This is a genomic window from Nocardia sp. CY15, assembly GCF_009829295.1.
Lineage (GTDB): Bacteria > Actinomycetota > Actinomycetes > Mycobacteriales > Mycobacteriaceae > Nocardia > Nocardia sputi.
Map to the genome: position 1 here is coordinate 21,382 of NZ_VUOT01000043.1, position 26,581 is coordinate 47,962.

Below are 26,581 nucleotides of genomic sequence, written 5' to 3' on the forward strand. Positions count from 1 at the left end.
CCGCCACGCTCCCGTACTATCGCCTTCGGAGTCGGCCTGCCGGGGAGATGAAGGAGGAGGGTGTGGAAGTTCGCACCAGCAACGAGCCGCTGTGGTTACGGTCGGGCCAACGACTTCCGGAGCATGCCGCGGGCGCCACGGCACGGTCGGGCGGGGGAACGGTCCGATGAGCGATGAGGGTGCCGATCTACGCTGCGCCGGATGCTCGGCTGTCGGGCTCGACAGCCGACGGTGCGCGTCCTGCGGTCTCGAACTCGGTTATCGCTACGTCGCCCTGCCCGGGCACGACCCGACGCCGTGCGCCGAGTGCGGGGCCGACCGATTCGACACCGACGGGCGCTGCGCGCAGTGCGGCCGTTCGCGGGCCGTGCCGGATCGCTTCGACACCGATCTCGGCGCGGTCGCGGTGCTCACCGATCGGGGCATCGTCCATGCGCGCAATGAGGACGCCGTCGCCGCCGGGGTGCTCCAAGGCGTGGCGCCCGAGGCGCCGTCGGCCGTCGTGATCGCGGTCAGCGACGGGGTGTCGACTTCGTCGCGGCCGCAGGTGGCTTCCGGTGCGGCGGTCCGGGCCGGTGTCGGCGCCACCGCCGCCGCGCTCGCCACGGGATCACCCGCCGCCGAGGCGATCATGGCCGGACTCGCCGCCGCGGCGCAGGCGGTCCGCGAAGTCGACGTTCCCGACGGTCCGGCGCCCTCGTGCACCTACGTGTCCGCGATCGTCGCGCACAACGGTGCTGGAACCGAGATCACCGTGGCCAACGTCGGGGACAGCAGGGCCTATTGGTTGCCCGCCGGTCCGGGCGGCGAACCCGCTCAACGGCTGAGTGTCGACGACTCGTGGGCTCAGGCGCTGGTCGACGCGGGCGCGATGGACGAGCGTGCGGCGATGGCCGACCCACGAGCACACACGCTGATCCGCTGGCTCGGCGCCGACAGCCCGCCGACACCATGGGCGGACAACTGCGTGCGGACGATGCGCACCTCGGGGCCCGGCATGCTGCTGCTGTGCTCCGACGGACTGTGGAACTACTCGCCTTCCCCGTCCGCGCTCGCCGAGCAGGTCGCTGGGGCGAGTCCCGCCCAGGCGGCGCGCATGCTCGCGGAGTTCGCGTTGCGCTGCGGCGGCGGCGACAACATCACCGTCGCGCTGGCGCCCATCCCCTGGGAGAGCGGTTCACCGGTTCCATAGACAGCGATGTTCATGGTTGCGTATGGTCGTCGACTATGACGAAGTTCGCCGGGAAAACCTGTCTGATCACCGGCGCGGCCAGTGGTCTCGGTCGCAGTACGGCACTCGCGGCGGCGGCCAAGGGCGCCGCGCTCGTGCTCACCGATATCGCGGCGGAGGGTTTGGCGCGCACCGCCGCCGACGCGCGCGACGCGGGCGCGACCGTCCACTTGGCCGAGGCCGCCGACGTCAGTGACTACGACCAGGTCGTCGCACTGGCGGCGGCGGCCCACGACGCGGTCGGCAGCGTCGACATCGTCATGAACGTCGCGGGCATCGCCACCTGGGGCACCGTCGACCGGCTGACGCACAGCCAGTGGCGGCGCACCATCGACATCGACCTCATGGGCCCGATCCACGTGATCGAAGCGTTCGTCCCGCCGATGATCGCGGCCGGACGCGGCGGCCATGTGGTGAACGTGTCCTCGGCGGCGGGCCTGTTCGGGTTGCCATGGCACGCGCCCTACAGCGCGAGCAAGTTCGGCCTGCGCGGGGTTTCGGAGGTGCTGCGTTTCGACTTGGCGCGCCACCGCATCGGCGTGAGCCTGGTGTGTCCCGGTGCGATGGCCACGCCCATGGTCGACAGCGTCGATATCGCGGGCGTCGACCGTACGGCCGAAGCGGTGCAGCGTGGCGTCGCGCTGTTCATGCGGCACGCGGTCACACCGGAGGCGGCGGCCCGATCCATCGTGCGCGGCGTCGAGCGCAACCGCTACCTGGTCTTCACCTCGCCCGACATTCGCGTGGGCTTCTGGGCGCAGAGGTACTTCCCGCCCGCCTACAACCTCGCCATGCGCGGGTTGAACTGGGCCATGAATCGCTATGTCGAGCAGCAGGCAGGCGCACCCGCGAACTGAGCGCACCGGGACCATCGAGCGGACCGAGCCGAGCGGCGGGAAACTTAGTCGACGGCGTCACCGCGGCTCGCCATGATCGTCTCCATGACATCGGCTGTCTACCTGATCACCGGTATCCAGGCCGCGGGCAAATCCACCGTCGCTCAGGCGCTTGCCGAACGGTTCCCGCGCTCGGCCCACGTGCGTGGGGACGTGTTCCGTCGATCAGTCGTGCGCGGTCGCGTGGAGATGAGCGCCGACCCGTCGCCGGAGGCGCTCGCTCAGCTGCGATTGCGGTACAGCCTGGCCGCCGCGACCGCCGACGCCTATGCGGGCTCCGGCTTCACGGCGGTCGTGCAAGATGTCGTACTCGGCGAATTCCTGCCCTGGATGGCGGGTCTGATCAGCACCCGGCCCCGCTATGTCGTCGTGCTGGCGCCGCGCCCCGAGGCGGTCGCCGCACGCGAGGCCGGGCGCGGCAAAGACGCCTACGACGAATTCACCGTCGCCGGTCTGGACAAACTGCTGCGCGAGACTACCCCGCGGATCGGGCTCTGGCTGGACACCTCGGATCTGACGGTCGAGCAGACGGTCGATCGGATACTCGACGAGGCCGGACCACTGGAGGACTGGTCGCCGGTCCGCGGGTGACGGACGCTCAAGGAATGTTGCGCGGCACCTGCAGGGGAGTGAGCGAACTGGTGGCCGGACCCTCGAGCAGCGTGCCGTCGGCGGCGAAGCGCGAACCGTGCAGCGGGCAGTCCCAAGTACGTTCGGCGTCGTTCCAGTTGACGATGCCGTACAGGTGCGGGCAGATCGCGGAGACCCGGTTGGTGACGCCGTCCACCGTGCACACGGCGGTCGGATGCAGGCCCTCGCGCAGCACCGTGCCACAGCCTTCGGCCGGCGCCGCGCCGTCGTGACGGGTCGCGACCCGCAACCAGCCCGCGGAAAGTCGGCCGACCACAGCCCCGTTGGTCTTCGTGGCCGCGGGCAACGCCTTGAGTTCGTCCGGACGCCAGCTCGCGAGCGCGCCCGCCCACCGAGGTTGCGCTCCGGTGAGACGCCCGGCCAGCGCGATGGCCGCGGCCACACCATTGGTCAGACCCCATTTGGCGTAACCGGTGGCCAGCTGGATGTCGTGCTGTCCCGGCAGCACCGGGCCCACGTAAGGGAGTTCACCGACGGGGGAGTAGTCCTGGGCGGACCACCGGTGCGTCAACTCGGCGCTGGGGAACCAAGTCCGCGTCCAGCTCACGAGGTCATCGACTTTCTCGCGGGTCGACCCGCCGCGCCCGACGACGTGGCCGTTGCCACCGACCAGCAAGAGTTCACCGTCCGTTCCCTGCGCGCGACGCAGGGAACGGGTGGGGCTGCCCGCGCTGATGTACATATCGCGCGGGATCGGTTCGTCCAGTGCGAACGCCGCCAGATAGGAACGTTGCGCGGTGAGGCGAGCGAAGAACCCGCCCCGATCGAGGATCGGCGTCCCGGTGGCCAGCACCACCCGGCGCGCACCCAGATCGCCGTGCTCGGTATCGATGACCAGATCACCGCGCGCGCCGTGATGCACGCCGCGGACCAGAGTGGATTCGTAGATCGGTGCGCCGTGTGACTCCACGTCGGCGGCGAGCGCGGCCAACAGCGCCATGGGATCGAGTTGCGCCTGATCGGCCAAGCGGACCGCGCCGTGCGCCGGGAACGGGACATCCGGTTCGCCGAGCAGTTCGGTGGGCAGGCCCGCCTTCTGTGTCGCGGCGTATTCGGCGCGCACCGCCGACATTTCGTCCTCGCTCTGCGCGTAGGTCAGCGCGGCGACCCGATCGACCGCAACGCCGTGTGCGGCGCAGAAACGCAACAGCCATTCCTGCCCTTCGCGGTTGGCCTCCACGTAGTCGCGCAGGACGTCGTCGGAGTGGTGGCGGGCGATCTGCTGAGAGCGAGTCCCTTGCAGCAGGCTGACCTTCCCGGTGGTGGCGCCGGTCGTCCCGGCGCCGACGCGCCTGCCTTCGACCACGGCCACCTCGACGCCGTTCTCGACAAGCAGCAGTGCGGTCACCAGTCCGGTGAGCCCACCGCCGATCACCACCGTGTCGAAGCGCGATCCCGGCGTCAACCGCAACCGCGCCGGAACTTGCGCGCCGTGCAACCATAGGGACGTCATAAGCCCGGCATAGCCGGTCTCGGCGGGGTGAAACGCCCGCGCCGCTTCCTCATATCGACGCGTGCTCACTGAGCTGCCGGTCCGCGGCGGCGAGCACCTCGGCGGCGCTGATCATGCTCAACCCCGCCGCGGGCGTATCGGACAGCGGATCGCCGACAAGTCCGGCCCACAGCGCGGTATGTGCCACTCGTTCCGGCGGCGGCCCCCAGATCGTGGGCGAATCGGGGCCGAAGATCAGCACCGACGGGGTGCCGAACGCCGTGGCCAGATGCCCGACGCCGGTGTCGCCGCTGAGCACCAGCGACGCGTCGGCCACCGCAACAGCCAGTTGCCGCAGCGTGAGTTGCCCTGCGAGCACGCTGGTTTCGGGCAATCCGGCCTGTTCGGCGACGGCGCGCGCGAGCGGACGATCCGCGGCGCTGCCGACGACGTGCACCGAGCATCCCCAGTCGCGCAGGCCGGCTGCCACCGCCGCGAACCGCTCGGCAGGCCAGCGCCGGGCAGGTGCACCACCTGGATAGACGACGATGGATCGGCGCTCGCCGGTGCTCTCCGGCGGCGGTGTGATGTCCAGGCGCGCCGGGTCGGCCGCGATACCGGCCCACTCCAGCAGCCGACACCATCGCACGGTCTCGTGCAGGCCTGGTTCCCACAGCGGCCCCGGCACTAGCGGAAAACCCTTGTGGCGGTGCGTGATCGTCCGCTCCGGATCCGTCGCGAGCAGCGCGCGTATACTGTCGGCCCCGGCGTCGTGCAGATTGACCGCGAAGGTCGGCGGCGGCGCATTCCAGCGCAGTCCGCCCGCCATAGGGGTCGCATGCAGTTCATCGACGCAATCGGCCAGGTCCACGACCGGGCGTAGCCATCCCGGAGCTGCGAGGACGAGCCGGTGTCGCGGACGGGCATCGTGTAAGGCGCGCAGGGCGGGAACCGCGGTCAGCAGCTCCCGCAACCCGTGCGCGCGCAGCGCGAGCAGGACGGTCACGGAAAGCCTCCACTTCCGGCGCGAACGGCACGGACCCGCCGACCGGGTCGACGTCGTTGGCGACCCGGGGCGGGGTGTGCCGCAAAGCTTCGAGGAAACACGTCTCGAAGCCCGTCGGGCCGCGTGCGGTCCTCGACGCCGTTGTCGAGGGCTACGCACGGGTCCGGCGACTCCCGCCCGGTTCGGCGCCTGGATCACCCCGGCGGGAGTGGTATGGGCAGCGTTATTTCGGTACGAAGATGCCGGTGAGATCGGCCTTCCGGATCGGAGTGTCCGGATTGGCCTGTGCCGCGCACATCAGCTTGATCGCCGCGATCGCGGCGTCCACGGTCGTGGCGTCGGGCGTTCCCTCGCCTTCGCGTTCCTGCTCGAGGAACTTCTCCGTGGTGACGCGTTGCTTGTCGGCATCCTGGGCGACGTATTCGTTGCACGGGGTGTCGCCGCCCTTGTTCACGATCTTCTCCGGCTCGTCGCCGCACCCTGCCGCGCACACCGCCAGCGCGGCCGCGACGGCGATGCTCAGGCGGCCGGACCGGCGCACGGCGCTCATCGGCCGACTCCCGCCAGAGCCGAGGCGAGATCGGGCACGTCGAGCGCTCGCACGGCTTGTTCACGCACATCGGGGCAGTTCTGCGTGGTGATGGCGTCGATCGTGGCGCGGTCGGTGAAGACCACGTCGTTGAGGCCGCCGTTGCGGGCCGCCCAGTTGTGCACGGTGCCGTTGAATGTCACCTTGGCTATCGTGGCGCCCTGCCCCTGCCAGGTGTCGATGTCGGCGCGCATCATGTCGCACAACTGCCCCGCCGCCTCCGCGGTGATCTGGTCGGGATTCGGCACTTGCGCGCTGGTCGGGCCGGGCATGGTGATCGACACGGTCGCGGGCTCGGGCGTGTCCGCGGCCGGATCGCCGTCGTCACCCGAACATGCCGTGAGCACCGATCCCGCCGCCAGCGCGCCCACGAGCAGGACGACGCGGCCCAGGAGCCGGTTGGGCTGGTCTGTCATTGTTTCTCCTGTGTGTCGAGCCGCGTTCCACGGGCGGCTGCCTCGCGTGGGCTTCGGACGGATCCGGTCACGGCGCGATCAATGACCGGCGGCGTCCCGCAGCCGCTTGCCTTCTCGGGCTTTGACCCGGCGGTGCTCGGCGACGATCACGAGGATGCCCGCGATGATGCAGACGCCGCTGACGACCCCCGCGATCACCGCCCAGCCCTCGAATCCGTATCCGGCGGCGGTGAGCGTGAGCGCGATGGTCACGATCCCGATCCCGACGAGGATCATGCCCGGCCAGTTGCGGGTGTCCTCGATGGATTCTCCGGCGTGCGTACGGTTGGTGCGGGTGTCGTCGGGAAACGTGTGGCTCCGGGGTGGGTGCTGCTCTCCGGGGCCGGATCCTGCGGTCGGCTCGTTCGGTGCTGGCAGCATCGGAGCTCCTTTCTACTGAGCGACAACGATTTTCGGTGCGCGGGCGGCCCCGGGCCCGGACGTTCGCGTCGGGCCGGCCGAGGCGGCCATACCGGTCGAATGCCCGCGTTAGCCCATCCGAAACGGGGGTACGACGTCAGCGAGTCGCCCGATTCTGGGCGCTCGTACTCGAGAGAAGTCCCAGGAGGACCCCGATGACAACAGCACGGGACATCATGACGCCGAACGTGGAATGCGTCCGGTCCAGCGACACGGTGGTAGCGGCCGCGCAGCGCATGGCGGAGTTGAATGTCGGCGCCTTGCCCATCTGCGGCGAAGACGACAAGCTGAAGGGAATGCTCACCGACCGCGACATCGTCGTCAAGGTGATCGCCCAGCGCAAGGACCCGCTCGGGGTCGACGCGGGCGAGCTCGGTGGGGAGCTGGTCACCGTGGACGCCGACGACGACGTGCGCAAGGTCATGTCGGTGATGTCGCAGCATCAGGTACGCCGCGTGCCGGTGCTGGAGCAGGGCCGGCTGGTCGGCATCATCTCGCAGGCCGACGTGGCCACCACCGTCGACAACGAGCAGTCCAGAAGCACGGTGGAGGCGATCTCCACCGACTTCTGAGCCCGATATGTCTCAGACCGCGGCCGGGTGCAGGTCGTAGACCGCGTACGCCGCTCGGATCACCGGCTGGGCGACATTGCGCACCCGGATGCCGCCCGGCGTCGTGCCGCGCTCGGCGCCTGCGTGCGCGTGACCGTGCAGCGCCAGATCGGCGCCGTGTTCATCGATCGCCTCGCCGAGCAGGTAGGAACCGAGGAACGGATAGATCTCCCTCGGCTCGCCGTGCAGCGTGTCGCTGATGGGGGAATAGTGCGTGAGCGCCACGGTGAAGTCGGTGTCCAACGCGGCGAGCGCGTCGCCGAGTGCGGCAGCCACGTCCACGGTGTGCGCGGCGAATTCGCGCATCAGGGGTTCGCCGAAGACGCTCGCGCATTTGCCCGCGAAGCCGCCGCCGAACCCCTTTGTGCCCGCCACCCCCAGCGTGCTGCCGTCTACGTTCAGCGTCACCGAAGTCCCTTCCAGGACCGTGATGCCACGGTCGGTCAGCACGGCGGTGATCTCGTGCTCGGCGTCGCCGTGATAGTCGTGATTGCCGAGGACGGCGACGACCGGCACGCCCAAGTCGGCGAACTCCGCCGCGACGACCCTCGCTTCGTCGATGGTGCCGTGGCGCGTCAGGTCGCCCGCCAGCAGCAGCACGTCGGCTCGCGCGGCGAGCCCGTCGAGGGCGGGCCGCCATTGCCCGCCCGAATCCACGCCCAGATGTACGTCGCCGACCGCGGCTATCCGCATGCCGCTCAACTCCTTTCGGATCCGTCCTGCTCCAGCGTCTCGGTGTCGACAGGCGCCGCGGGACGGGTGACATGGACGTCGTTGTGGATCCGCGCGTGCGGAAGCTGCTCTCGTACGACGGTTTCCATCTGCTGTTTGCGTTGTTCGCTGCTCACCTCGCCGCCGAGCACCACGACGTCGCCGCGAATGGTCACCTGCACACCGAGTTCCGCGGTGCGGGGGTCCTCGGCCAGCGCCCGGCGCAATCGCGCGACCAGGTATTGCGGCTGCTCCATCTACTCCACCTTTCCGGTGCGGGTGATGCCGAGATCGTCCAGCAGGCCGATGAACGCCCGCGCGTAGGGCGAGGCCTTGGTCTGCTCGCGCACCGCTTCCCAGTCCACTTGTTCCCGCAGGTCACGCGCGATGTGCAGGATCGGGCTCAGGTCCAGGCGGTGCGCGTCGAACACCAGCATCTTGTCCACCATGAGGTCGGTGCCGCTGATCACCGGCGCTTTGGCCGGCCCGATCCGCATCACCGTGGCGCGGTCGAGCAGTTCGTCGGTCACATCACGGTCGTTCGGGCGGTGGATCACGTCGACGAGGATGTCATCGGCGTAGACCTTGCGCAGCCAGTTCTCCGGTGGGTCGCACACTCGCAGGCCCGCCCGCGCCAGCGTGTGGATCGCCCGCGCACTGTCCTCCGGTTTGACGAAGATGTCGACGTCGTGCTGGGAAGCCGGGCCGCCACGCGCGTAGACCGCACAGCCGCCTGCCACCGCGAACCGGATATCTGTCGCCGCCAAGGCGTTCACCGTGCGGGTGAGCGCATGCAGCAACTGGTCGGTGGTAACAGCCATGCAACGGTGGTACCCGGCAGACGCCGGGTTAATCGACGTTTCACCGGGTATGCGACCGGATATCCGAAGTGCCCGCACGCGTCGTCAGCACCGGGCTTTCGACCATCCTGCTCACGGCACCGGCTCCGGGACGGAAGGGAGCGGCACATGCCCAAGACCACAGCACGCGGCGACGTCGAGAAGTCCGAGTTGCCGAGCACTCTGCGGCGGTCGGAGGCCAAGGCGCAGCGCACCTTCGCCGCGGCGCACGATGCCGCGCTCGAGCAATACGACGGCGACGAGCAGCGCGCATACCGCGTCGCCTATGCCGCGCTGAAACACAGCTACGAGCGAGTCGGCGACCATTGGGAGCCCAAGCCGCACCGCGGTCCCTCGGACGAACGCGCGGAAAGTGGCGGTCCGGACGCGCGGGGTGAGACGGCCGAAGGCGTCGACGCCAACGCGTCGAAGGAGCATCTGCTGGAGATCGCCCGGCGGCTGAACATCCCGGGCCGCTCGCGCATGACCAAGGACGAACTCGTCGAGGCGATCATGAAACGCAATCGCCGGGAGGCAGCGCGTGCCCGGGAATGACGACGGTGACTGGGCACGCCGCGCGCGTGGCGAGACCGAACTCGAACGGCTCGATCGGAACTGGGCCAGCCTGATCCAGGAATTGCGCGTCGTGCAGACCGGTGTGCAATTCCTCTTCGGGGCCTTGTTGGTGCTGCCGTTCCAGGCGGCCTTCGCCACCCTGTCGACGGGCATGCGGGCGCTGTACATCGTCACCCTGGCCGCCGCCGTCGGCGCGACGGTCTTCCTGATCGCGCCGGTGTCGTGGCATCGCATCCTGTTCAGGCGGCACCGCCTGGGCAACGTCGTCGCCGCGGCGCACCGCTACGCGATGGCAGGCGTCGCATTGCTCGGCGTCGCGTTGATCGGCGCGGTGATCCTCGTCGTGGACTACGTGACGGGGACTGCCGCGGCGGTAGCCACGGGCGTCGCCACCGTCATGCTGTTCCTGTGGACGTGGCTGGTGGCCCCGTGGCGTTGGCGTACCGCGTCCGCGCAGGCCCGAGCCGACGACAGTTGATTCACCGGGCCCAGGAGACGACTTCGCCTGCCCGGGCCGGTGCGCCGCGGTGATAGGCGCTGAGCGTTTCGGCCGCGACCCGATCCCAGGAGTTGCGGCCCGCGGTTCGCTGATAGCCCGCGGCGCCCCAGGTGTCGCGCAGCGTCGAGTCCGTGAGCAGCGGTTGCACCGCCCGTACGATCGCGTCGGGTTCGGGTGGGGCGACGAATCGGCCGGTGACGCCGTCGACCACCGTGTCGAGCAGGCCACCGACTGGCGTGGCGACCACCGGCTTCCCGCATGCCATCGCTTCCAGCGCCACTCTGCCGAACGGCTCGTACCACGGGGTGCACAGCACGGCGTCGGCGGAGCGATACAGTCGCGGCAACATCGGCCGCCCCACCGGCCCGGCCAGCCGAAGTCGTTCTCGCACACCATGGTCGGAAGCGAGGCGGCGCAGGCGGCGACCTTCGGCGTCGTCTTCGTCGTCGTCGGCGGGGCCGCCGACGATCACCAGTTCGGTGTCCGGGAGGTCCGGCAGCGCCTTGATGACCGGGTCGAATCCGCTGCGCCGCGCCAACTCTCCGGACGCGAGCAATCGGTGCGTGGCGTGCCGATCGGCGGTCGGGCCTTCCGGGGTGAACGTGGTGAGGTCCACACCGCACGGCACGATCGAGATCCGGAACCGGGGCACTCCCATCCTGGCCAGCTCCGCGACCTCGTCGGAGCACGTCGCCACCACGTGCGCCGCCCGCGTCGCGATGAGCCGCTCGAAACGGATGCGCGAACGGGGGCTCGGATCGGCGAGACCTTCGCAGCGCCGCTGGACGGTGCCGAGCCCGTGGAAGGTCAGCACCACCGGTATGCCGTGCGCGCGCGACGCCAACTCGGCGGCGAGCCCGGACTTCCAGTAGTGCGCGTGCGCGATGTCCGGTTGTTCGGCGGCCCAGTGCTTCCGCAGGAACGTGCCGAAGTCTCCCAGGTAAGGCAGTGTCCGATCGATCGGCAGCGGTGTGGGGGGTCCGGCCTCGACGTGCACCACCCGAAATCCGCCCGCGGCGACCAGCTCGGCGGGGGCACGCGCACTGGTGCGGCGGGTATAGACCGTCACCTCGTGCCCACGTCGCACGTACGCCGCCGAAAGTTCGGCTACGTACTGGCCGCGACCGCCCCCGTCGGCGGGACTCTTCTCGGCGAGGGGGCTGGCGTCTTCGGAAACCATGGCAATCTTCACCGGGTGCTCCGTTCTCGTCGTGGGCGTCATCCGGGACGCGCGAATGCGCGCGACTGCCCTACGACCGGCATCGCGTGACGTTCGGGGGATATGTTGGGGTATGCCCGGACGTGGCCCGATGAAACCCCACGTCAGCGGTCGCCTCGCCGGCCGGACGGTCGGTTCGTGCCGGTGAGGGGCGTTCTGGCGGGGTCACGTTCTCCTACCGAACGCTGTCGGGAACGGGGCGACCGTGCCACACTGTAGGAAGGTTGAGATCACAGCCGACCCCGGTTCGACGCTTTCGGCGCAGCCGGTCGATGGGACGGCACGGCAACCGATTCGCGTTCGCGCCGCCCTCGCCCCCAGCCGCCGCGGAGGACTGGATACCCCCTACTCGGGAGGTTCGACTTGTCTGCCATTTCTCTGCTACGGGAGCACGCCGAAGGTGTGCATCTCAATGGTTCGGGACCGGGACGTCGTCGGGACAACCGGTTGTGGGCGCAGCGGGTGGATCGCCGTCGCGAATGCGTCGTGGTCCGAGTCGAAGGCGAGTTGGACGCCGCCGTGTCGGCCGAGTTCTTCGAGACGGTCGACCGTGCGTTGCAGTCACCGTGCGACGCCGTGGTGATCGATCTGCGGGCGGCGAGGTTCATGAGTCTGCGCGCGGCCGCGCGGCTCGGCGCGCTGCGCGGAGACGGGCTGGGCCGTCCGGATCTACGCGTCGTCGCGGGCGGACCGGGAGTGGAGCGGGCACTCGAGGTGACCGGCGTGCGGTCGATGTTCCCGCGCTACACGTCCATGCGGGCGGCCCTGGACGCCTGAGCGGGCCGCCCGCGAGAGGTCCGTGCGGACCGGTGTGACCTGCCGGATCCGGTCACATCGGGCGCCTCGGCATCGGATACTTCAGCGGTGAGTGAGAGTAGGTCGGTTCAGCCCGAGGACGCCTTCGCGCTGGACGGGGTGATCGGTAGGGGAACGCCGCAGAATGTCGGCGGTTTCCGGTTCTGGTTCGCCGACCAGCGATGGGAATGGTCGGACGAGGTCGCGGCGATGCACGGTTACGCACCGGGAGCGGTGACGCCGACGACCGAGTTGCTGCTGACGCACAAACACCCCGACGATCGCGCCGCGGTGGCCAGCGCATTGGCGCGGTCGGTCGCGGACGCCGAGCCGTTCTCCAGCCGCCACCGCATCATCGACACCGCGGGCAGCGTGCACCATGTGATCCTGGTGGCCGATCGGATGGTCGACGAGGCGGGCCGGGCGGTCGGCACCTCCGGGTACTACATCGACGTCACCGACACCCTCGAGGAGCACCGGCAGGAGACGCTGGACGGCGCGCTCCCCGAGCTGTACGCCGCTCGCGCGGTCATCGAACAGGCCAAGGGCGCGCTCATGGTGATCTACGGGGTGGGGCCCGAGCAGGCGTTCCGGGTGCTGAGCTGGCGGTCGCAGGAAACCAATGTCAAATTGCGCAGGCTGGCCGCGCGCCTGGTCGCCGATCTGCCCGGCCTGGAGGGCGTCACGATAGGGCTGCGGACCGAATTCGACCATCTGTTGCTCACCGCACACGAGCGGCTCGACGCCGACTGATCCGCGTTTCGATCCGGCCTCGGCGGGTACGTCCTCCGACGAGGAACGCGGCGGTCTTTCTGGTCCACAGTCCGCGGCGCCTGCGGTGTTTCGGTGGCTGGAGGAGAACCCGCAGCGGTATCCAGGCCACAGTGGAGTGGCTGTGAGGACAAGGTGGTGATGGGCAATGGGGGAGTGGACTTCCCGATCCTTTACCGACACGACGACAGTCGGCGTACGGGTGCCCGCCCGGCTGGAACAGCTGACCATGTTGCGCGCGCTCGCCGAGACCGTCGCCCTCATCGCCGACTTCGCCCTGGACGAGGTGACCGACATCCGGTTGGCGCTCGACGAGGTGGCGACCTCGCTCATTCTCGACGCGGCGCCCGGCTCGATGATCGACTGCGAGTTCACCTACGACACCGACAAGATGTTCGTGCACGTGTCCTCGGTCGCGGCGACCGAGTCGGTGGTCGGCCACGCCGGGTTCGGCTGGCACATCGTGCGGACGCTGACCGACTCGATCGCCGCCGCGCAGGGCTCCTACGACAGCGTGCTGGGCGGATACCCCACGGTGATCGACTTCAGCTGGGTGCGGGGTGCCCCGAATGGCGGGTGAGCCGAGGTCGCGGGGAGACTCCTACGACAACATCGAGCCGCTGTTCGAGAAGATCGCCGCTCTGGGTCCCGGCGATCCGCGCCGGGAGGCTCTGCGGCAGGAGTTGATCGAGCGATGCCTGCCGCTGGCCGAGCACATCGCCCGCAAGTTCTCCGGCCGCGGCGAGAACTTCGACGATCTGCTGCAGGTCGCGCGACTGGGGCTGGTGCAGGCCGCGGACCGTTTCGACGTTTCGCGCGGGTCGTCGTTCCTCTCCTTCGCGGTGCCCACCATCATGGGCGAGGTCCGGCGGCATTTCCGGGACAACACCTGGGCCGTTCGGGTGCCGCGCCGGACCAAGGAGATCCAGCTGAGCATCGGTCCGACCATCGAGACGCTGTCGCAGCGACTGGGCCGGATGCCGCGCGCGAGGGAGATCGCCACGGAGCTGGAGGTCGATCTGGTCGAGGTGACCCAGGCTCTGATCGCGGGCAACGCCTACCAGTCCTCGTCCATCGACGCGGTCGCGGGCGAGGACGCCGAGAGCGTCCCGCAGCCGCTGCTGGACAGCCTCGGCACCGAAGAGCCCTCCTATCACTTGGTCGAGGACGTCATGGCGGTGAAACCGCTGCTCGGCGAGCTGCCCGAACGCGAGCGCCAAGTGCTGATCATGCGGTTCTTCGAGTCGTTGACGCAGAACCAGATCGCCGAGCGGCTCGGGGTGTCGCAGATGCACGTCTCGCGCATTCTCTCCAGGACGTTGAACTCGTTGCGCGAGCAGGCGCTGCGGGACTGAACCGCCGCGGAACCGAACTGCTGCGGAATTGAAATCGGGCCTCCTACACCGGGTTCGGCGGGGCCGGGTCCGGCGACGGGCCTGGCAGTCCCGGGTCCGGCGCTGGGCGGCCGGGGTCGGGCAGCGGAGGGGCCGGCGACGGACCGGGCATCGGTGGACGCGGCGCCGGGCCGGGGACAGGTGGCAATGGATCGGGTTTCGGCGTAACGGGATTCGGATCCGGAACGGGGTCCGGCTCGGGGATCGGCGGCACCGGGTCCGGCTCGGGAATGGGCGGCACCGGGTCCGGCTCGGGTGTAGGCGGCACCGGTTCGGGCTCGGGCGTGGGCCGGACCGTCTGTGCCGCGTCGGCGCTGGGCATGCGAACTCCTCCTCTTTCGTCGATCGGCCTGCGCCGCGGCGAAGACGCCGCGTATCCGGCCGGTCATCGGCGGGGTTACCCATCGTTCGCTTGCCGAACCGGGCCGACGCTCACGCTGCCGGCGGTGCGGCCGGGCAGTTTGCGGAATATGCCCCACGGGTAGTCAGACAGGAGCCGGACAACAGATGCCGATGGCTCGAGGAGCTCGTCATGACCGACCAGCGCTGCCCAGGCACCCGTAATCCGTGGTTCGGATCGGGTGGCTCAGGGGCGCCGACCCAGACCGAGGGGATTTCCGTCACCAGGAATCACGACGTCATCCGCCGCTGGGCCGAACAGCGCGGCGCCCGGCCCGCGACCGTTCCGGGCAGCGAGTACGACGGACGGCTCGGCGTGCTGCGGTTCGACTTCCCCGGGTACGGGGGCGCCGTACTGCGCAGGGTCGGATGGGACGAGTGGTTCGCCACGTTCGATGCGCGGAGATTGCGCTTCTGGTATCAGGAGCGTGGCTCCGAAGGCCCGCCGAGCAACTTCAACCGTCTGGAGCCCCCGCGATAGCCGGTGATCCGCTGGAAACCGCGTGAGACCGATCACCGTTGAGTATCCGCGACCGGAGCATCCCTGATATGTGACGCACGGCACGGCAGCGTTGTGAGTTCGGTTATCGGTCCTTCGGTTCGCGCGGGCGGGGAAGCGTCCGATTGTGTCAACGAAAGACCATGTCGCTGAGCATTTTTCATGAGATGGATGCTGCCGGGCGCAATCTCTGCAATGCCGGAACACCGAGCAGCGCCGGTGCCCCGTTCCCTACCGAGCGATCGCGCCGTATAGCGTCGAGAGCCGAACCAAGGGGCCCGCAGCGGTCTGCCGAACGTTTACCGGCCCAGCGCCGCGGGTACTCGGAGCCGAGCAAGGTTGCTCGAAAAGCGGAAGGTCGCGTCGGTATGGGGATGCGGTTGTCCGCATCGTGACGCGCTTTCGCATGTCTGCAAGGGATAAGGTCTTGAGCGCAAACCTGATGATCGTGGAAGACGACGACCGGGTCCGTGGTGCGTTACGGCTGGCCATGGAGGACGAGGGATACGACGTCGACGAGGCGGAGGAAGCCGAGGACGCGCTCACCCATCTGCGTAGCAACGGTGTTCCCGACGTGATGATCGTCGATCTGATGCTCGGTGGCATGGACGGATTCGAATGTATCCGGGAGATCCGCCGCGACCACGACGTCCCGATCATCGTGGTCAGCGCCCGCGACGACACGCACGACGTGGTGGCCGCGCTGGAGGCCGGCGCCGACGATTTCGTCACCAAGCCGTTCGAGATCAAGGAGATCACCGCTCGCATGCGCGCGGTTCGCCGCCGTTCGCGGCTCACCGCCGAACGCGAGACGCCGCAGGAAGTGATGCTCGAGGCCGATGACACGGCTCCGCTGGTGCTCGCTCGCGACAGTGGCGTAGTACGCCGCGGCGACGAGGAGATCCGGCTGACGCTCACCGAATTCCGTCTGCTGTGTGAACTCGCCGAGTCGCCGGGCCGGGTGCTCAGCCGCATGGTGCTGCTCGAACGTGTCTGGGACCGAGGGTTTTTCGGCGACGAGCGCATCGTGGACGTGCACATGCGGCGGTTGCGCACGAAGATCGAACGGGATCCGTCCGATCCACGCATCGTGGTGACGGTGCGCGGGCTCGGCTACCGCCTCGATGTCCGGCGCTGAGCGCTGGATCGACGCCGAACGCTGGAGTCCGAACGCTTGGAGCCTGCGCGCTCGGGTGACCGCCGCTTTCGCGACGATCGCCGCGCTGATGTCACTGGTGATGGTCGTCTCGGTGTTCGTGATCAGCCGCAGCTATCTGGAAGCGCAGCGACCGCACGCCGGCAGCGCGTCACCGGGAGATCTCAACGCCGATCTCGATCTGCTGCGCAACGTACTGATCGGCTGCGCCGTCGTGGTCACCCTGATCGGCGCGGCGGTCGGCTGGTGGGCGAGCAGGCGGGTGCTGACCCCGCTGCACCAGCTGGCGGGCACCGCCGCGCGGATCGCCTCCGGCGACCTCGGTCAGCGGTTGCCCGCGACCCGTGACCAGGACCTGGCCATCACCGTCGAGTCGTTCAACACCATGGTGGACTCGCTGCAACGGCGCATCGAGCGCGAACACCGGCTCTTCGGCGACGTCAGCCACGAGCTGCGCACGCCGCTGACCACCCTGATGGCCAGCGTCGACGTGCTCAACCGGCACCGCACCGACCTGCCGGAACGTTCACAGCGGGCGCTCGGCTTGGTCACCGCCGAGATCGAGCACCTGCGCAAGCTGCTCGATGATCTGCTCGCGCTCGCGCGGGTGGAAGCGGGCATGCACCACGGCGACGCCGAGCCGCTGTCGGTGCGCGACCTGCTGGTCCACACGCTGTCCGATCGTCGCTACCCGGGCGAGCTGCTCACGGTGCGCCAGGACGTCACCGTGCGCGGCCGCAAAGTGGAGTTGGAACGCGCGGTGGCCAACCTGCTGCACAACGCCGACCGGCACGGCGGCGGTGTGGTCGCGGTCACCGTGGACCGGGACGGCACCGAGGCGGTGCTCACCGTCGACGACGCGGGTCCCGGTGTCGCGCCCGCGGACCGGAGCCGGATCTTCGAGCGATTCGCGACCGCCCGCAGCGGTCGGCGCTCGCCCGGGGGCACGGGCATCGGCCTGGCGTTGGTCGCCGAGACGGTCGCCACCCACGGCGGCCGGGTGGACTGCACCGACCGACCGGGCGGGGGTGCGCGATTCGTCGTGCGGCTGCCCCGGCTCGGCGACATCAATCCGTAATACGACCGTAAAGAAGTCGACTGGTTCACCTCAAAGTCGCTTCGTAAGCCTGGATAAGTACTGCTGATCGACGAGGAGTTGTATGTCACTGCCAACCCTGTCCCCAGCGGAGATCGAGCGATCGCGCGTCGACAAGGCCGCGGCCGCCCTGGGAGCCACGCCGTCCCGGAAAGGCGCCGGACCAGCCGTGGTCCTGCGCACGCCTCGTTTGGGCGACGGCGCTCCGATGTGGCGAATCGCCAAGGATTCCGCGGTGCTCGACGTCAATTCGAGCTACGCGTACCTGCTGTGGTGCCGCGATTTCGCCGGCACCTCGGTGGTCGCCGAGTCGGACGGCCGCGTCGTGGGCTACGTGATCGGATTCGTCCGCCCGCAGGCGCCCGACACCGTCTTTGTCTGGCAGATCGCGGTGGACCGTTCGCAGCGCGGCCGCGGCATCGGCGCCGAGTTGCTGCACACCCTGCTCAACAGTGTGTCGGCCCAGGGTGTTTCGGTTCTCGAAACGACCATCTCGCCGGACAATGCCGGTTCCATCGCGCTGTTCACGTCGGTGGCGCGGGCGAGGGGAGCGGACATGACCAAGCGGCCTCTGTTCGACGCCGGTGTCTTCCCCGACAACCACGCACCCGAAGACCTGTATCGCATCGCCCCGACCGCCCGTACCACCGAGGAGGATCACCGATGATCAACGCCGACACCACCGTTTTCGAGAGCCTGGAGTCGAACGTGCGCGGTTATTGCCGCGCCTGGCCCACCGTGTTCACCACGGCGAAGGGCAGCTGGCTGCGCGATGAGGAAGGCAAGGACTACCTGGACTTCTTCGCGGGCGCCGGTGCGCTCAACTACGGCCACAACAACGACGTGCTCAAGCGCTCGCTGCTGGACTACATCGCCGGTGACGGCATCACCCACGGCCTGGACATGTCGACCGCGGCCAAGCGGGAACTGCTGGAGACGTTGCGCGACACCCTCTTCACCCCGCGCGGGATGGACTACAAGGTCCAGTTCCCCGGCCCGACCGGAGCCAACGCGGTCGAAGCCGCGCTCAAACTGGCGCGCAAAGTCACCGGTCGCGAGACCATCGTCAGTTTCACCAACGCTTTTCACGGCATGACCCTCGGCGCGCTGTCGGTCACCGGCAACGCGGCCAAGCGCGCGGGCGCGGGCGTGCCGCTGGTGCACGCCGCGCACATGCCCTACGACGGTTACTTCGACGGCACCACCGCCGACTTCCAGTGGATGGAGAAGGTGCTCGACGACACGTCCTCCGGCTTCGACCGCCCCGCCGCGGTGATCGTGGAGACCGTGCAGGGCGAGGGCGGCGTCAACGTCGCCCGCGCGGAGTGGCTGCGTCACCTCGCCGGTCTGTGCGCCGATCGGGAGATCCTGCTGATCGTCGACGACGTGCAGATGGGTTGCGGCCGTACCGGCCCGTTCTTCTCCTTCGAGATCGCGGGCATCACGCCCGACATCGTGACGTTGTCGAAGTCGATCGGCGGTTACGGCTTGCCGATGGCCCTGGTGCTGTTCAAGCCGGAACTGGACGAGTGGTCGCCGGGTGAGCACAACGGCACCTTCCGTGGCAACAACCCCGCTTTCGTCACGGCGACGACCGCGCTACGCCACTACTGGTCCGATGACGCGTTGCAGACCGCGACCAAGGCCAAGGGCGAGAAGATCGCCCGTACCTTGAGTGAGCTGGCCGGATACTTCCCTGGCGTCTCGACCCGCGGCCGCGGCTTGGTGCAGGGCGTGGTGTTCGACGATCCCTCGCAGGCGGGCAAGGTGTGCCAGATCGCCTTCGAGCGCGGTTTGCTGGTGGAGACCTCCGGCTCCACCGACGAGGTGGTGAAGCTGCTGCCGCCGCTGACGGTCACCGAGCAGGAACTCGACCAGGGCCTGCACATCCTCAGCGGGGCGGTCGAGTCGGTGTGCGGCGGGATGGGGGCGATCGCATGATCGTGCGCACGACCGCGGAGATCACCGGCACCGAGCGTGACGTGGCAGGCGAGGGCTGGCGCAGCAAGCGCATCGTCCTCGGCGGCGACGGCGTCGGCTTCTCCTTCCACGAGACCACCATTGACGCGGGGACGGTGCACGAGTTCCACTATGTGCACCACGTGGAAGCGGTGTGGCTCATCGAAGGCACGGGCACGCTGACGGATCTGGACAACGGCGTCGAATACGAACTCGCTCCCGGCTCGATGTACCTGCTCGACGGACACGAACGTCATCGCCTGGAGGTGCGCACCACGATGCGGATGATGTGCGTGTTCAACCCGCCGGTCACCGGGCAGGAGGTTCACGACAGCAACGGCGTCTACCCGCTGGTCGCCGCCGCGACGATCGGAGGTTGAGAACACCAATGGTTCTGCAGCAGACCGAAGCCCCGCCCGAGACGGCTCGCTACGATCGCTACCCGACCCGTCTCGGTGCGGCCGCTCCGCACTTGGAGCGTGCCGACCCCGCGGTGTGGGGGGAGATCGAGAGCCCGGAACTCGCCTCGTTCGACGCCGACGGGTTCGCCATCCTGGACCAGCTGCTCACGCCCGACGAGGTGACCGAGTTCAGCGGTGAGATCAGCAGGCTCGCGAACGACCCGGACCTGCGCGACGACGACCGGGTGATCGTGGAGAAGTCGTCGAACCGGGTGCGCTCGGTCTTCGAAGTGCACAAGCTCAGCGCGGCGATCGACGAACTGGTGCGTCAGCCGCGGGTGCTCCGGTTGGCCGAGCAAGTGCTGGGATCGCAGGTGTACGTGCATCAGAGCCGGGTGAACTACATGCCCGGCTTCCGCGGCACCGGTTTCTACTGGCACTCCGATTTCGAGACCTGGCACGCCGAGGACGGTATGCCCGCTCCGCGCGCGGTGAGCCTGTCGATCGCGCTGACCGACAACTACCCGATCAACGGCAGCCTCATGGTGATGCCGGGCTCGCACCACACTTTCGTGCCGTGCCTGGGCAGCACACCGGCCGAGCACTATCGGGAGTCGTTGCAGGAGCAGGAGATCGGCGTGCCGACGACCGACGACATCACCGCGCTGGCGAACCGGTACGGGATCAGCCAGTTCACCGGCCGGGCGGGCTCGGCGCTGCTGTTCGACTCCAATTTGATGCACGGGTCGTCGAACAACATCACCCCGTTCCCCCGATCGAACATCTTCGTGGTGTTCAACAGCGTGCACAACACGCTGGTGGAGCCGTTCGCCGCGCCCGCGCCGCGACCGGCTTACATCGGCAGCCGCGACTTCACGCCGCTGTCGGCCTGATCGAGGGCCGCCGCCGCGAGCGTGTGACCCACCCGACCAGTGGGCGGGTCACACGCTCGTGGCGTTTCGCGGGACACGAGCGTCCGTAGGCGCGCCGGTCAGGCGAGCCGCCGGATCGCTTCCGGAGTCAGGTCGGCAATCGTGGGGTACCCGTCGACCGCCATGAGCAGATCCGCCTCGGCCAGCAGCGAACGAACCACGTGCACGAGGCCGTCGACGCCGCCGAGGGCGAGTCCGTACGGGTAGGGCCGCCCGATGCCGACGGCCGTCGCCCCGAGCGCCAGCGCCTTGACGATGTCGGCGCCGGTGCGGACGCCGGAGTCGAAAAGCACCGGCAGGCCGTCGGCCGCCGCCACCACCTCCGGGAGATGCTCGATCGCCGGGATGCCGCCGTTGGCCTGCCTGCCGCCGTGATTCGAGCAGTAGATGCCGTCGACGCCCGCGTCCTTGGCTCGCCGCGCGTCGTCGGGATGACAGATGCCCTTGAGGACCAGCGGCAGGTCCGTCAGCGAGCGTAGCCACGCCAGGTCATCCCACGTCAGCGCGTTGCCGAACAGGGAGATCCAAGTGAGGATGGCGGTTTTCGGGTCTTGTTCGGGCGGGCTGGGCAGCAGGGCGCGGAACACCGGATCACTGAAGTAATTGGCCAGGCAGTGTCCTCGCAGCTGCGGAAAGTTCGATACCGCCAGGTCACGGGGGCGCCAGCCGGGCACCCAGGTGTCCAAGGTGACCACGATGGCTCTGAAACCCGCGGCCTCGGCTCGCCGGACCAGGCTTTGTGCGAGGTCGCGGTTGGTCGGGGTATAGAGCTGGAACATCCCGGGGGTGTCGCCGAACTGCGCCGCCACGTCCTCCAGCGGATCGACGGTGAGGGTGGAGGCGACCATCGGGACACCGGTGCGCGCGGCGGCCTTCGCCGTGGCGATGTCACCGTGCCCGTCCTGAGCGCACAAGCCGATCACGCCGACCGGGGCGAGGAAGATCGGCGTCGGCAGCGTCATGCCGAACAGTTCGATGGAGAGGTCCCGTGTCTTGCGCGCGCGCAGCATGCGAGGGATGAGGCCCAGTTTCTCGAAAGCCGTGACGTTGGCGCGCTGGGTGAGCTCGTCGCCTGCCCCTCCCGCCACATACGACCAGATCGCCGGTGGCAGTGCCGCCCGGGCCTTCGCTTCCAGGTCGGCATACGTCATCGGCAGGTCGGGCAGGACACCTCCGAGGCCCTGGAAGTAGATCTCGTTCTGGTAGTCGCCGAAGTTGGTCACGGTGCTCCTGTCCTCGTCTTCGGTGCATGAATGTATCCGATACGTTTCTGTAGCGAGTTCGGTTTCCGGTCAGGCCCGCAGCGCGCGATACAGGGTCAGCCAGCGATCCGGGGAGACCAGTCCGACCGGTTGTTCGAGTGATACTCCGGCCTTCTCGCAGGCGCGGCGTACGGCTCGGGAGGGGAATTCCCGCCGCAACGAGGCGGCCAGGCTGCCCCCGACTCCGGAGAAACCCAATTCGACCACGTTGCGGTACTCACCGATCTGCTCGCCCGGCAGCAGCGGATCGGGCCGGGTGCGCAACCGCAGGATGGCGGTGTCGACCTGCGGAACGGGGTGGAAGCTATGCCTGCCGACCTGTGCGCCGAGTCGGATCGCTGTCGTTGGCCAGTGGCCCACGGTGAGTTTGGTCCACCGGCCGTAGTAGCCGGAGTGCTTACGGGCGAACTCGAGCTGGGTGAGCAGGGTCGCGGAGGTGAGTCCTCGCGCGGCCAGACACCAGCGCACGATGTCGGTGGTGATGGCGAACGGCACGTTGGCAACGACCGCGAACGGCTCCCGTGGCGGGCGCGCTTCTCGGAAATCACCCTGGTACAATCGAATTCGCGGATCGTCCGCGTAGCGGCGGCGCAGCAGGGTCGCGTAGCGCGGATCCTTCTCGTAGGCATGGACCCGGCCGGCCGCAGCCAGCAATTGCCTGGTCAGCATGCCGTCGCCGGGGCCGATCTCGAGGACGAGATCGTCGGCGGTGACGCCCGAGGCGCGCACGATCAGCCGGGCGACGCTGGCATCGATGAGGAAGTTCTGCGACAGCCGTTTGCGGGTGGCCGCGGGGTGGCTGCCGCTGTCGCGGGCATGTGAAAGGGAACGATGGCGGGACATGGGTGTCCTCCGAACGGAGTGGTCGAATCAGGAAGGGTGATTCGCCCGGACCCATGCCAGGGCACGTGGAGACCGGCGACCGGTTACCGGCCGCCGTCGCGGATTGCGCTCAACGGATCAGGAGATCGGAGCGATACGGTGCGCCGGCAGAGCCCAGGCCTCCGTACGCAGCCGGATGTAATACGCGCCGACCGCGCACGCTCCGTTCGCACCAGGACTGCCGCACATGCCCCGCAACGTACGTCATCGGTCTATCCGTATGCCACTTGTTTTCCCGGTCGGGTCGGTTCCGGCGCTGTGCCGGACCCCCTCGCGCGTGGCTCAGCGGGAGGTCGGCTGATCCACCGCGTCCGCCTCGTGCTGCTCGGCGGCGTAGGCCCGCCAGGATTTGGCCTCCGCGTGCTTGCCCAGCTGGTCGAGCAGATCGGCGAGTTCGGCGATGGCGCGAGGTTCGCGGCGGTCGGCGGCAGTGCGCCACCAGGATTCGGCTCCGACGGGATCGCCACGCCGTAGTCGTACCATGCCGAGTTCGTATGCCGCCCCGGCATGTCCGGCTTCGGAGGCCTGCGCCCACAGTTCGCATGCTTGTTCTTCCTCGCCACGGCGGTACATCGCGACGCCGAGGTCGTAGAGCGCGCCGCGATAGCCGGGATCGCCCGACTGTCCCGGCTCGCTCGCTCGCGGCGATGCACCTACAGTCGAGGATCTTTCGGCGGGTCGCACCGGTTTGTCCAACGCCGATGCGGTGGTGGGAACCTGAATGCTCGACGCTGCGACCGGCGTACTCGGCACCGGAAGGGTCTGCGTTACCAGTGCGCTGGGATCGTCGGCAGGGTGCTCTGGGGGCGGTGAGTGCGGCGCCTGCGGAGCGGCAGGTGAGTTCGAGACCTCGGGGGCGGAGCGTGGCTGCGCTGGTGGTGGTCCGGAGTCGGGAAGCGAGGCTTCCGCCGGGGATCGGGTGGGGGTGCCGGTCGGGTCGAAAGCGCGAGACGCCTCCGGTGCGGTCCACGGGTTCGTGACCAGGGGCTCGCAATCGGTGGGCGAATTGTTCGCAGCGGCGGAGCCTGGGGAGTGCGGGGCGGGATGAGGTTGCGCTAGCGGAGAATCGGAGTCAGAGGACGAAGTCTCTGCCGGGGATTCGGTGTGGGTGCCGGTCGAGTCGAAAGCGTTGAACGCGTCCGGTGCGGTCCACGGGTTCGTGACCAGGGGGTCGGGATCGGTGCGCGGACCATTCGCGGCGGGCCGAGTGGTAGCGGGGGAAAGGAATTCCGGTGCGGGTGGCGTGTTGCCGATCAGCAGGCCGGAACCACGGCGCGCGGGATCTTCGGGCGGATGCGTGTGCGCGACCGGAGGGCCGAAGGCGCCGTACGGGTCCGGCGCGGATCTTCCGTTCACAGCCCGGCGCTCGGGCGCCGAGCGTTGCGCGGATTGGCCGGTCTGCTCGTGCGGTAGCTGCGAGCCGGTCGAGGCGGACTCGCCGTCTGTTCCGGAGGCGGCGTCGGCGGCGAGTGAGTCGGGGCCGGTGTGCGTGACGTCGGCCGCGGGCTGTCCGACGAGTGGGCGCGGCAGCGGGTTCGGGTTGTCCGGTGTCGGCGAGCCGAGAGAAGCCTGCGAGGTTTCGGGGGTTGCTCGGGAGGACTGTAAGTTCACGAACAGACTGCCGGGGCGGCGGGGCGGGCCGCTCTGCATAGCTTGCCCGTTCACGCCGTTTCCGGCGGCGGGGGGATGGGCGGCAGGCTGCTCGACGGAAGCTGCCGGTTCGGTCGGAGCGGGTCCGGCGTCGATACGAGGGACCGGCATGGTCGGCGCGGTCGGCGGGCCCGCCGAAGAGGCCGGCGGCGGGGCGGGCGAACTCATGCTGGTCGGGGACGTCGCGGGTGGGGCCGGCGGTTCGGGTGCGACGGCCGTGGGAGCGGTGGACACCTCCACGACCAGGTTCGCGAAGTTCGGCGGTCCCTCGCCGATGCTGCACCACAGGACGATGCGACCGTTGGGCCGGTGCTCGACGACGATGCCGTAGTTACCCGTCCAGGACTTCTGCGTTCCGAATTCGTCCACCCAGACCGGAGTCAGGGTCACCAGAGTCGCCGGCGCGGTCGGCGTGACGTCGAAGCTGACGCCTGCGGCCAGCGCGTCGCTCCACGCGTCGACTCCGGCGAGGGACCGCCCGTGCAGGTCCAGGTAGCCGTCGATGACCGACAGCCCCATCCCGAGCCCGCGCAGTCCGGCGGGCGGCGCGGCGGAAATCATCGTCAAGGTGACGGTGGTAGGCGCTGGGCCGACTTGCTCGGTGTACATCGGGTAGACCATGCTGCCGTGCCAGACGATCGGGTCCGCGCTCTGGTAACGCGCGGCCAGCGGCAGCTCTTCGGGCGTATTCCGGGCAGCCCAGGACGAATACCGCTCGTTCACTGTCGCGCGCCCGCCTTCCACCCGATCCCGACCGCCGCCCCCGCGCCGGGCGGCCGGGTATACCGTACTAGCCGCGAACCAGAACTGCGCCGCAAACCCCTGGCCCTGGGTAATGCCCTGCGCGCAACGCTACCGGGGAGTTCGCACCTTTCCCAATGGTGCGCGGCGGGGCGCCCGACCTATCCGCGCACGCCGGCGTTACCGGTTCCCGGCGGCACGGCGTTCCAGGGTGGCCGAATCCTTTCCCAGCATCCGGAACAGCCGATACATCGGAATCGTGAGCGCCTTTCGCGGAACGCCAAAAGGCTGACCAAGCGCTTGCTACGCTCGATCGATGATCTCCACGGTGGTCTGGGGCACCGGCAATGTCGGCCGCGCGGCCATCCGGGCCGTCGACGCCCATCCGGCGCTGCGCCTGACCGGGGTGCTGGTGCACGATCGGGCGAAGGTCGGTCGCGACGCGGGCGACCTCGGCGGACTCGGTCGACAACTCGGTATCGCCGCCACCGGCGACATCGGCGGAGTTCTCGATGCGCGCCCGGACGCGGTCGTCTACGCGGCCTCCGGCGACATCCGTCCCGACGACGCGCTCGCCGACATCGTGCGCGCACTACGCGTGGGCGCCGTGGTGGTCACACCAGCGCTGTACGCGCTCTACGACCCGCGCAACGCCCCGCCGGAAGTACGCGATCCCGTCCTGGAGGCGATCGCCGCGGGCGGCGGATCGCTGTTCGTCTCTGGCATCGACCCCGGTTGGGGCAACGACGTGCTGCCCCTGCTGATCAGCGGGCTCGGCAGCACGGTCGAGACGATCCGCTGCCAGGAGATCTTCGACTATTCCACCTACGACCAGCCGGACTCGGTGCGCTACCTGGTCGGCATGGGCCAGCCGATGGACTATCAACCGCCGATGCTCGCGCCGTCGGTGCCCACCATGGTGTGGGGCGGGCAGATCCGGCTGATGGCACGGGCGCTCGGCGTCGAACTCGACGAGATCCGCGAGACGCTGGACCGGCGGGCCCTGGACGCCACCGTCGCCACGGCGTCGATGGGGGAGTTCGCGGTGGGCACGCAGGGCGCCGTGCGTTTCGAGGTCCAAGGCATCGTCGAGGGTCAGCCGCGTCTGGTCATCGAGCATGTCACCCGCATCCATCCGTCCTGTGCCCCGGACTGGCCCGTGCCAGCCGACGGCGGCGCGGGCGCGCACCGGGTGATCATCGAGGGTCACCCGCGCATCGAAGTGACCGTCGAGGCGACCGACGAGGAAGGCAACCGTTCCGCAGGCGGGAACGCCACGGCGGTCGGCCGCCTGGTCGGTGCCATCGATTGGCTGGTCGCCGCGAAGCCCGGACTCTATGACGCACTGGAGGTCCCATTGCGCCCCGCGATCGGCAAACTCGGAAGGAATCTCAATGACCATGTCAAGCCGCAGCTCGGATTCCGTTGATGCTCGGGGGCTGGGTGTCGAAGGGGCGGTTGTCGCGCAGCAGTGCCCACAGCACGTCGACCAGGCGCCGGGCCAACGCT

At 69.1% G+C, this 26,581-nt stretch carries 31 protein-coding genes; 18 read left to right on the plus strand and 13 right to left on the minus strand.

What is annotated here, in order from left to right:
• Window positions 1-166 precede the first annotated feature (166 nt).
• The 3 genes from GVY39_RS30270 to GVY39_RS30280 all read left to right on the plus strand — a co-directional run bounded on the left by GVY39_RS30270 (window position 167) and on the right by GVY39_RS30280 (window position 2,718).
• Window positions 167-1,192 carry a PP2C family serine/threonine-protein phosphatase gene (locus GVY39_RS30270; RefSeq protein ID WP_159930331.1) on the plus strand — a complete coding sequence of 342 codons (1,026 nt, stop codon included), beginning with the start codon at window positions 167-169 and terminating at the stop codon, window positions 1,190-1,192.
• A 35-nt stretch (window positions 1,193-1,227) separates the two neighbouring features.
• On the plus strand, window positions 1,228-2,088 hold the full coding sequence (locus GVY39_RS30275; RefSeq protein WP_159930332.1) for an SDR family oxidoreductase: 861 nt from the start codon (window positions 1,228-1,230) through the stop codon (window positions 2,086-2,088).
• Between the two features lie 84 nt (window positions 2,089-2,172).
• Window positions 2,173-2,718: an AAA family ATPase gene (locus GVY39_RS30280; RefSeq protein ID WP_236565758.1), complete on the plus strand. Its 546-nt coding sequence runs from the start codon at window positions 2,173-2,175 to the stop codon at window positions 2,716-2,718.
• 7 nt (window positions 2,719-2,725) lie between these two features.
• Here GVY39_RS30280 and GVY39_RS30285 read toward each other — a convergent pair whose 3' ends face one another.
• The 5 genes from GVY39_RS30285 to GVY39_RS30305 form a co-directional block, all read right to left on the minus strand.
• Window positions 2,726-4,231, minus strand: coding sequence for an FAD-dependent oxidoreductase (locus tag GVY39_RS30285; RefSeq protein ID WP_159930334.1), 1,506 nt, complete (start codon window positions 4,229-4,231; stop codon window positions 2,726-2,728).
• A 49-nt stretch (window positions 4,232-4,280) separates the two neighbouring features.
• Complete coding sequence (locus GVY39_RS30290) at window positions 4,281-5,216, minus strand: glycosyltransferase family 9 protein (RefSeq protein ID WP_159930335.1); 936 nt, start codon at window positions 5,214-5,216, stop codon at window positions 4,281-4,283.
• Between the two features lie 223 nt (window positions 5,217-5,439).
• Window positions 5,440-5,766: a hypothetical protein gene (locus GVY39_RS30295; protein ID WP_159930336.1), complete on the minus strand. Its 327-nt coding sequence runs from the start codon at window positions 5,764-5,766 to the stop codon at window positions 5,440-5,442.
• The gene (locus tag GVY39_RS30300) at window positions 5,763-6,221 is read right to left on the minus strand and encodes a hypothetical protein (protein ID WP_159930337.1); all 459 of its coding nucleotides are present in this window, start codon (window positions 6,219-6,221) and stop codon (window positions 5,763-5,765) included. The genes GVY39_RS30295 and GVY39_RS30300 overlap by 4 nt, the downstream gene beginning before the upstream one ends.
• A gap of 78 nt (window positions 6,222-6,299) precedes the next feature.
• The gene (locus tag GVY39_RS30305; protein ID WP_159930338.1) at window positions 6,300-6,641 is read right to left on the minus strand and encodes a hypothetical protein; all 342 of its coding nucleotides are present in this window, start codon (window positions 6,639-6,641) and stop codon (window positions 6,300-6,302) included.
• A gap of 194 nt (window positions 6,642-6,835) precedes the next feature.
• On the opposite strand from GVY39_RS30305, the gene GVY39_RS30310 reads away from it, so the two are divergent.
• The gene (locus tag GVY39_RS30310) at window positions 6,836-7,252 is read left to right on the plus strand and encodes a CBS domain-containing protein (protein ID WP_159930339.1); all 417 of its coding nucleotides are present in this window, start codon (window positions 6,836-6,838) and stop codon (window positions 7,250-7,252) included.
• A gap of 12 nt (window positions 7,253-7,264) precedes the next feature.
• On the opposite strand, the gene GVY39_RS30315 is transcribed toward GVY39_RS30310, so the two are convergent.
• The 3 genes from GVY39_RS30315 to GVY39_RS30320 are packed head-to-tail and all read right to left on the minus strand — an operon-like array spanning window position 7,265 to window position 8,823.
• Entirely contained in the window at window positions 7,265-7,984 is a 720-nt protein-coding gene (locus GVY39_RS30315) for a metallophosphoesterase (protein ID WP_159930340.1), read from the minus strand.
• 5 nt (window positions 7,985-7,989) lie between these two features.
• Complete coding sequence (locus GVY39_RS34810) at window positions 7,990-8,259, minus strand: BON domain-containing protein (protein ID WP_195071140.1); 270 nt, start codon at window positions 8,257-8,259, stop codon at window positions 7,990-7,992.
• Window positions 8,260-8,823, minus strand: a complete 564-nt coding sequence (locus GVY39_RS30320; protein WP_195071139.1) for a nucleotidyltransferase — start codon at window positions 8,821-8,823, stop codon at window positions 8,260-8,262.
• 147 nt (window positions 8,824-8,970) lie between these two features.
• Here GVY39_RS30320 and GVY39_RS30325 point away from each other — a divergent pair, with 147 nt between their 5' ends.
• Both GVY39_RS30325 and GVY39_RS30330 read left to right on the plus strand, forming a co-directional pair.
• Window positions 8,971-9,396 (plus strand): ChaB family protein, encoded by a 426-nt coding sequence (locus GVY39_RS30325; RefSeq protein WP_159930341.1) that lies wholly within the window; start codon window positions 8,971-8,973, stop codon window positions 9,394-9,396.
• Window positions 9,383-9,895, plus strand: a complete 513-nt coding sequence (locus tag GVY39_RS30330) for a DUF6328 family protein (protein WP_159930342.1) — start codon at window positions 9,383-9,385, stop codon at window positions 9,893-9,895. The genes GVY39_RS30325 and GVY39_RS30330 overlap by 14 nt, the downstream gene beginning before the upstream one ends.
• Window position 9,896: 1 nt before the next feature.
• Here GVY39_RS30330 and GVY39_RS30335 read toward each other — a convergent pair whose 3' ends face one another.
• A complete protein-coding gene (locus GVY39_RS30335) occupies window positions 9,897-11,108 on the minus strand; it encodes a glycosyltransferase (RefSeq protein WP_159930343.1) in 1,212 nt (403 codons plus the stop codon).
• Between the two features lie 390 nt (window positions 11,109-11,498).
• Here GVY39_RS30335 and GVY39_RS30340 point away from each other — a divergent pair, with 390 nt between their 5' ends.
• The 4 genes from GVY39_RS30340 (at window position 11,499) to GVY39_RS30355 (ending at window position 14,056) form a co-directional block, all read left to right on the plus strand.
• Window positions 11,499-11,912, plus strand: coding sequence for an STAS domain-containing protein (locus tag GVY39_RS30340; protein ID WP_159930344.1), 414 nt, complete (start codon window positions 11,499-11,501; stop codon window positions 11,910-11,912).
• Window positions 11,913-11,999: 87 nt separating this feature from the next.
• Window positions 12,000-12,683, plus strand: coding sequence for a PAS and ANTAR domain-containing protein (locus tag GVY39_RS30345; protein WP_159930345.1), 684 nt, complete (start codon window positions 12,000-12,002; stop codon window positions 12,681-12,683).
• A gap of 166 nt (window positions 12,684-12,849) precedes the next feature.
• Window positions 12,850-13,281 carry an anti-sigma factor gene (locus tag GVY39_RS30350; protein WP_159930346.1) on the plus strand — a complete coding sequence of 144 codons (432 nt, stop codon included), beginning with the start codon at window positions 12,850-12,852 and terminating at the stop codon, window positions 13,279-13,281.
• A complete protein-coding gene (locus tag GVY39_RS30355; protein ID WP_159930347.1) occupies window positions 13,271-14,056 on the plus strand; it encodes an RNA polymerase sigma factor SigF in 786 nt (261 codons plus the stop codon). The genes GVY39_RS30350 and GVY39_RS30355 overlap by 11 nt, the downstream gene beginning before the upstream one ends.
• Before the next feature lie 43 nt (window positions 14,057-14,099).
• Here the strand turns inward: GVY39_RS30355 and GVY39_RS30360 are convergent, their stop codons facing one another.
• A complete protein-coding gene (locus GVY39_RS30360) occupies window positions 14,100-14,417 on the minus strand; it encodes a hypothetical protein (protein ID WP_159930348.1) in 318 nt (105 codons plus the stop codon).
• Between the two features lie 210 nt (window positions 14,418-14,627).
• Between GVY39_RS30360 and GVY39_RS30365 the strand changes: the two genes are divergently transcribed.
• The 7 genes from GVY39_RS30365 to thpD all read left to right on the plus strand — a co-directional run bounded on the left by GVY39_RS30365 (window position 14,628) and on the right by thpD (window position 20,498).
• Entirely contained in the window at window positions 14,628-14,975 is a 348-nt protein-coding gene (locus GVY39_RS30365) for a hypothetical protein (protein ID WP_223514196.1), read from the plus strand.
• 445 nt (window positions 14,976-15,420) lie between these two features.
• Entirely contained in the window at window positions 15,421-16,131 is a 711-nt protein-coding gene (locus GVY39_RS30370; protein WP_159930349.1) for a response regulator transcription factor, read from the plus strand.
• Window positions 16,118-17,227, plus strand: coding sequence for a cell wall metabolism sensor histidine kinase WalK (locus GVY39_RS30375; protein ID WP_159930350.1), 1,110 nt, complete (start codon window positions 16,118-16,120; stop codon window positions 17,225-17,227). Before GVY39_RS30370 ends, GVY39_RS30375 begins: the two co-directional genes overlap by 14 nt.
• 82 nt (window positions 17,228-17,309) lie before the next feature.
• Complete coding sequence (gene ectA, locus GVY39_RS30380) at window positions 17,310-17,912, plus strand: diaminobutyrate acetyltransferase (protein WP_159930351.1); 603 nt, start codon at window positions 17,310-17,312, stop codon at window positions 17,910-17,912.
• Entirely contained in the window at window positions 17,909-19,186 is a 1,278-nt protein-coding gene (ectB, locus tag GVY39_RS30385; RefSeq protein WP_159930352.1) for a diaminobutyrate--2-oxoglutarate transaminase, read from the plus strand. The genes ectA and ectB overlap by 4 nt, the downstream gene beginning before the upstream one ends.
• Window positions 19,183-19,584: an ectoine synthase gene (locus GVY39_RS30390; protein ID WP_159930353.1), complete on the plus strand. Its 402-nt coding sequence runs from the start codon at window positions 19,183-19,185 to the stop codon at window positions 19,582-19,584. The genes ectB and GVY39_RS30390 overlap by 4 nt, the downstream gene beginning before the upstream one ends.
• Before the next feature lie 8 nt (window positions 19,585-19,592).
• Window positions 19,593-20,498 carry an ectoine hydroxylase gene (thpD, locus tag GVY39_RS30395; protein WP_159930354.1) on the plus strand — a complete coding sequence of 302 codons (906 nt, stop codon included), beginning with the start codon at window positions 19,593-19,595 and terminating at the stop codon, window positions 20,496-20,498.
• 98 nt (window positions 20,499-20,596) lie between these two features.
• On the opposite strand, the gene GVY39_RS30400 is transcribed toward thpD, so the two are convergent.
• The 3 genes from GVY39_RS30400 to GVY39_RS30410 form a co-directional block, all read right to left on the minus strand.
• Window positions 20,597-21,760: a lactate 2-monooxygenase gene (locus GVY39_RS30400; protein ID WP_159930355.1), complete on the minus strand. Its 1,164-nt coding sequence runs from the start codon at window positions 21,758-21,760 to the stop codon at window positions 20,597-20,599.
• Between the two features lie 69 nt (window positions 21,761-21,829).
• Window positions 21,830-22,642 carry a 23S ribosomal RNA methyltransferase Erm gene (gene erm / locus GVY39_RS30405; protein ID WP_159930356.1) on the minus strand — a complete coding sequence of 271 codons (813 nt, stop codon included), beginning with the start codon at window positions 22,640-22,642 and terminating at the stop codon, window positions 21,830-21,832.
• 321 nt (window positions 22,643-22,963) lie between these two features.
• On the minus strand, window positions 22,964-25,054 hold the full coding sequence (locus GVY39_RS30410) for a tetratricopeptide repeat protein (protein ID WP_159930357.1): 2,091 nt from the start codon (window positions 25,052-25,054) through the stop codon (window positions 22,964-22,966).
• A 334-nt stretch (window positions 25,055-25,388) separates the two neighbouring features.
• Here GVY39_RS30410 and GVY39_RS30415 point away from each other — a divergent pair, with 334 nt between their 5' ends.
• On the plus strand, window positions 25,389-26,501 hold the full coding sequence (locus GVY39_RS30415) for a dihydrodipicolinate reductase (RefSeq protein WP_159930358.1): 1,113 nt from the start codon (window positions 25,389-25,391) through the stop codon (window positions 26,499-26,501).
• The last annotated feature ends 80 nt before the right edge of the window (window positions 26,502-26,581 follow it).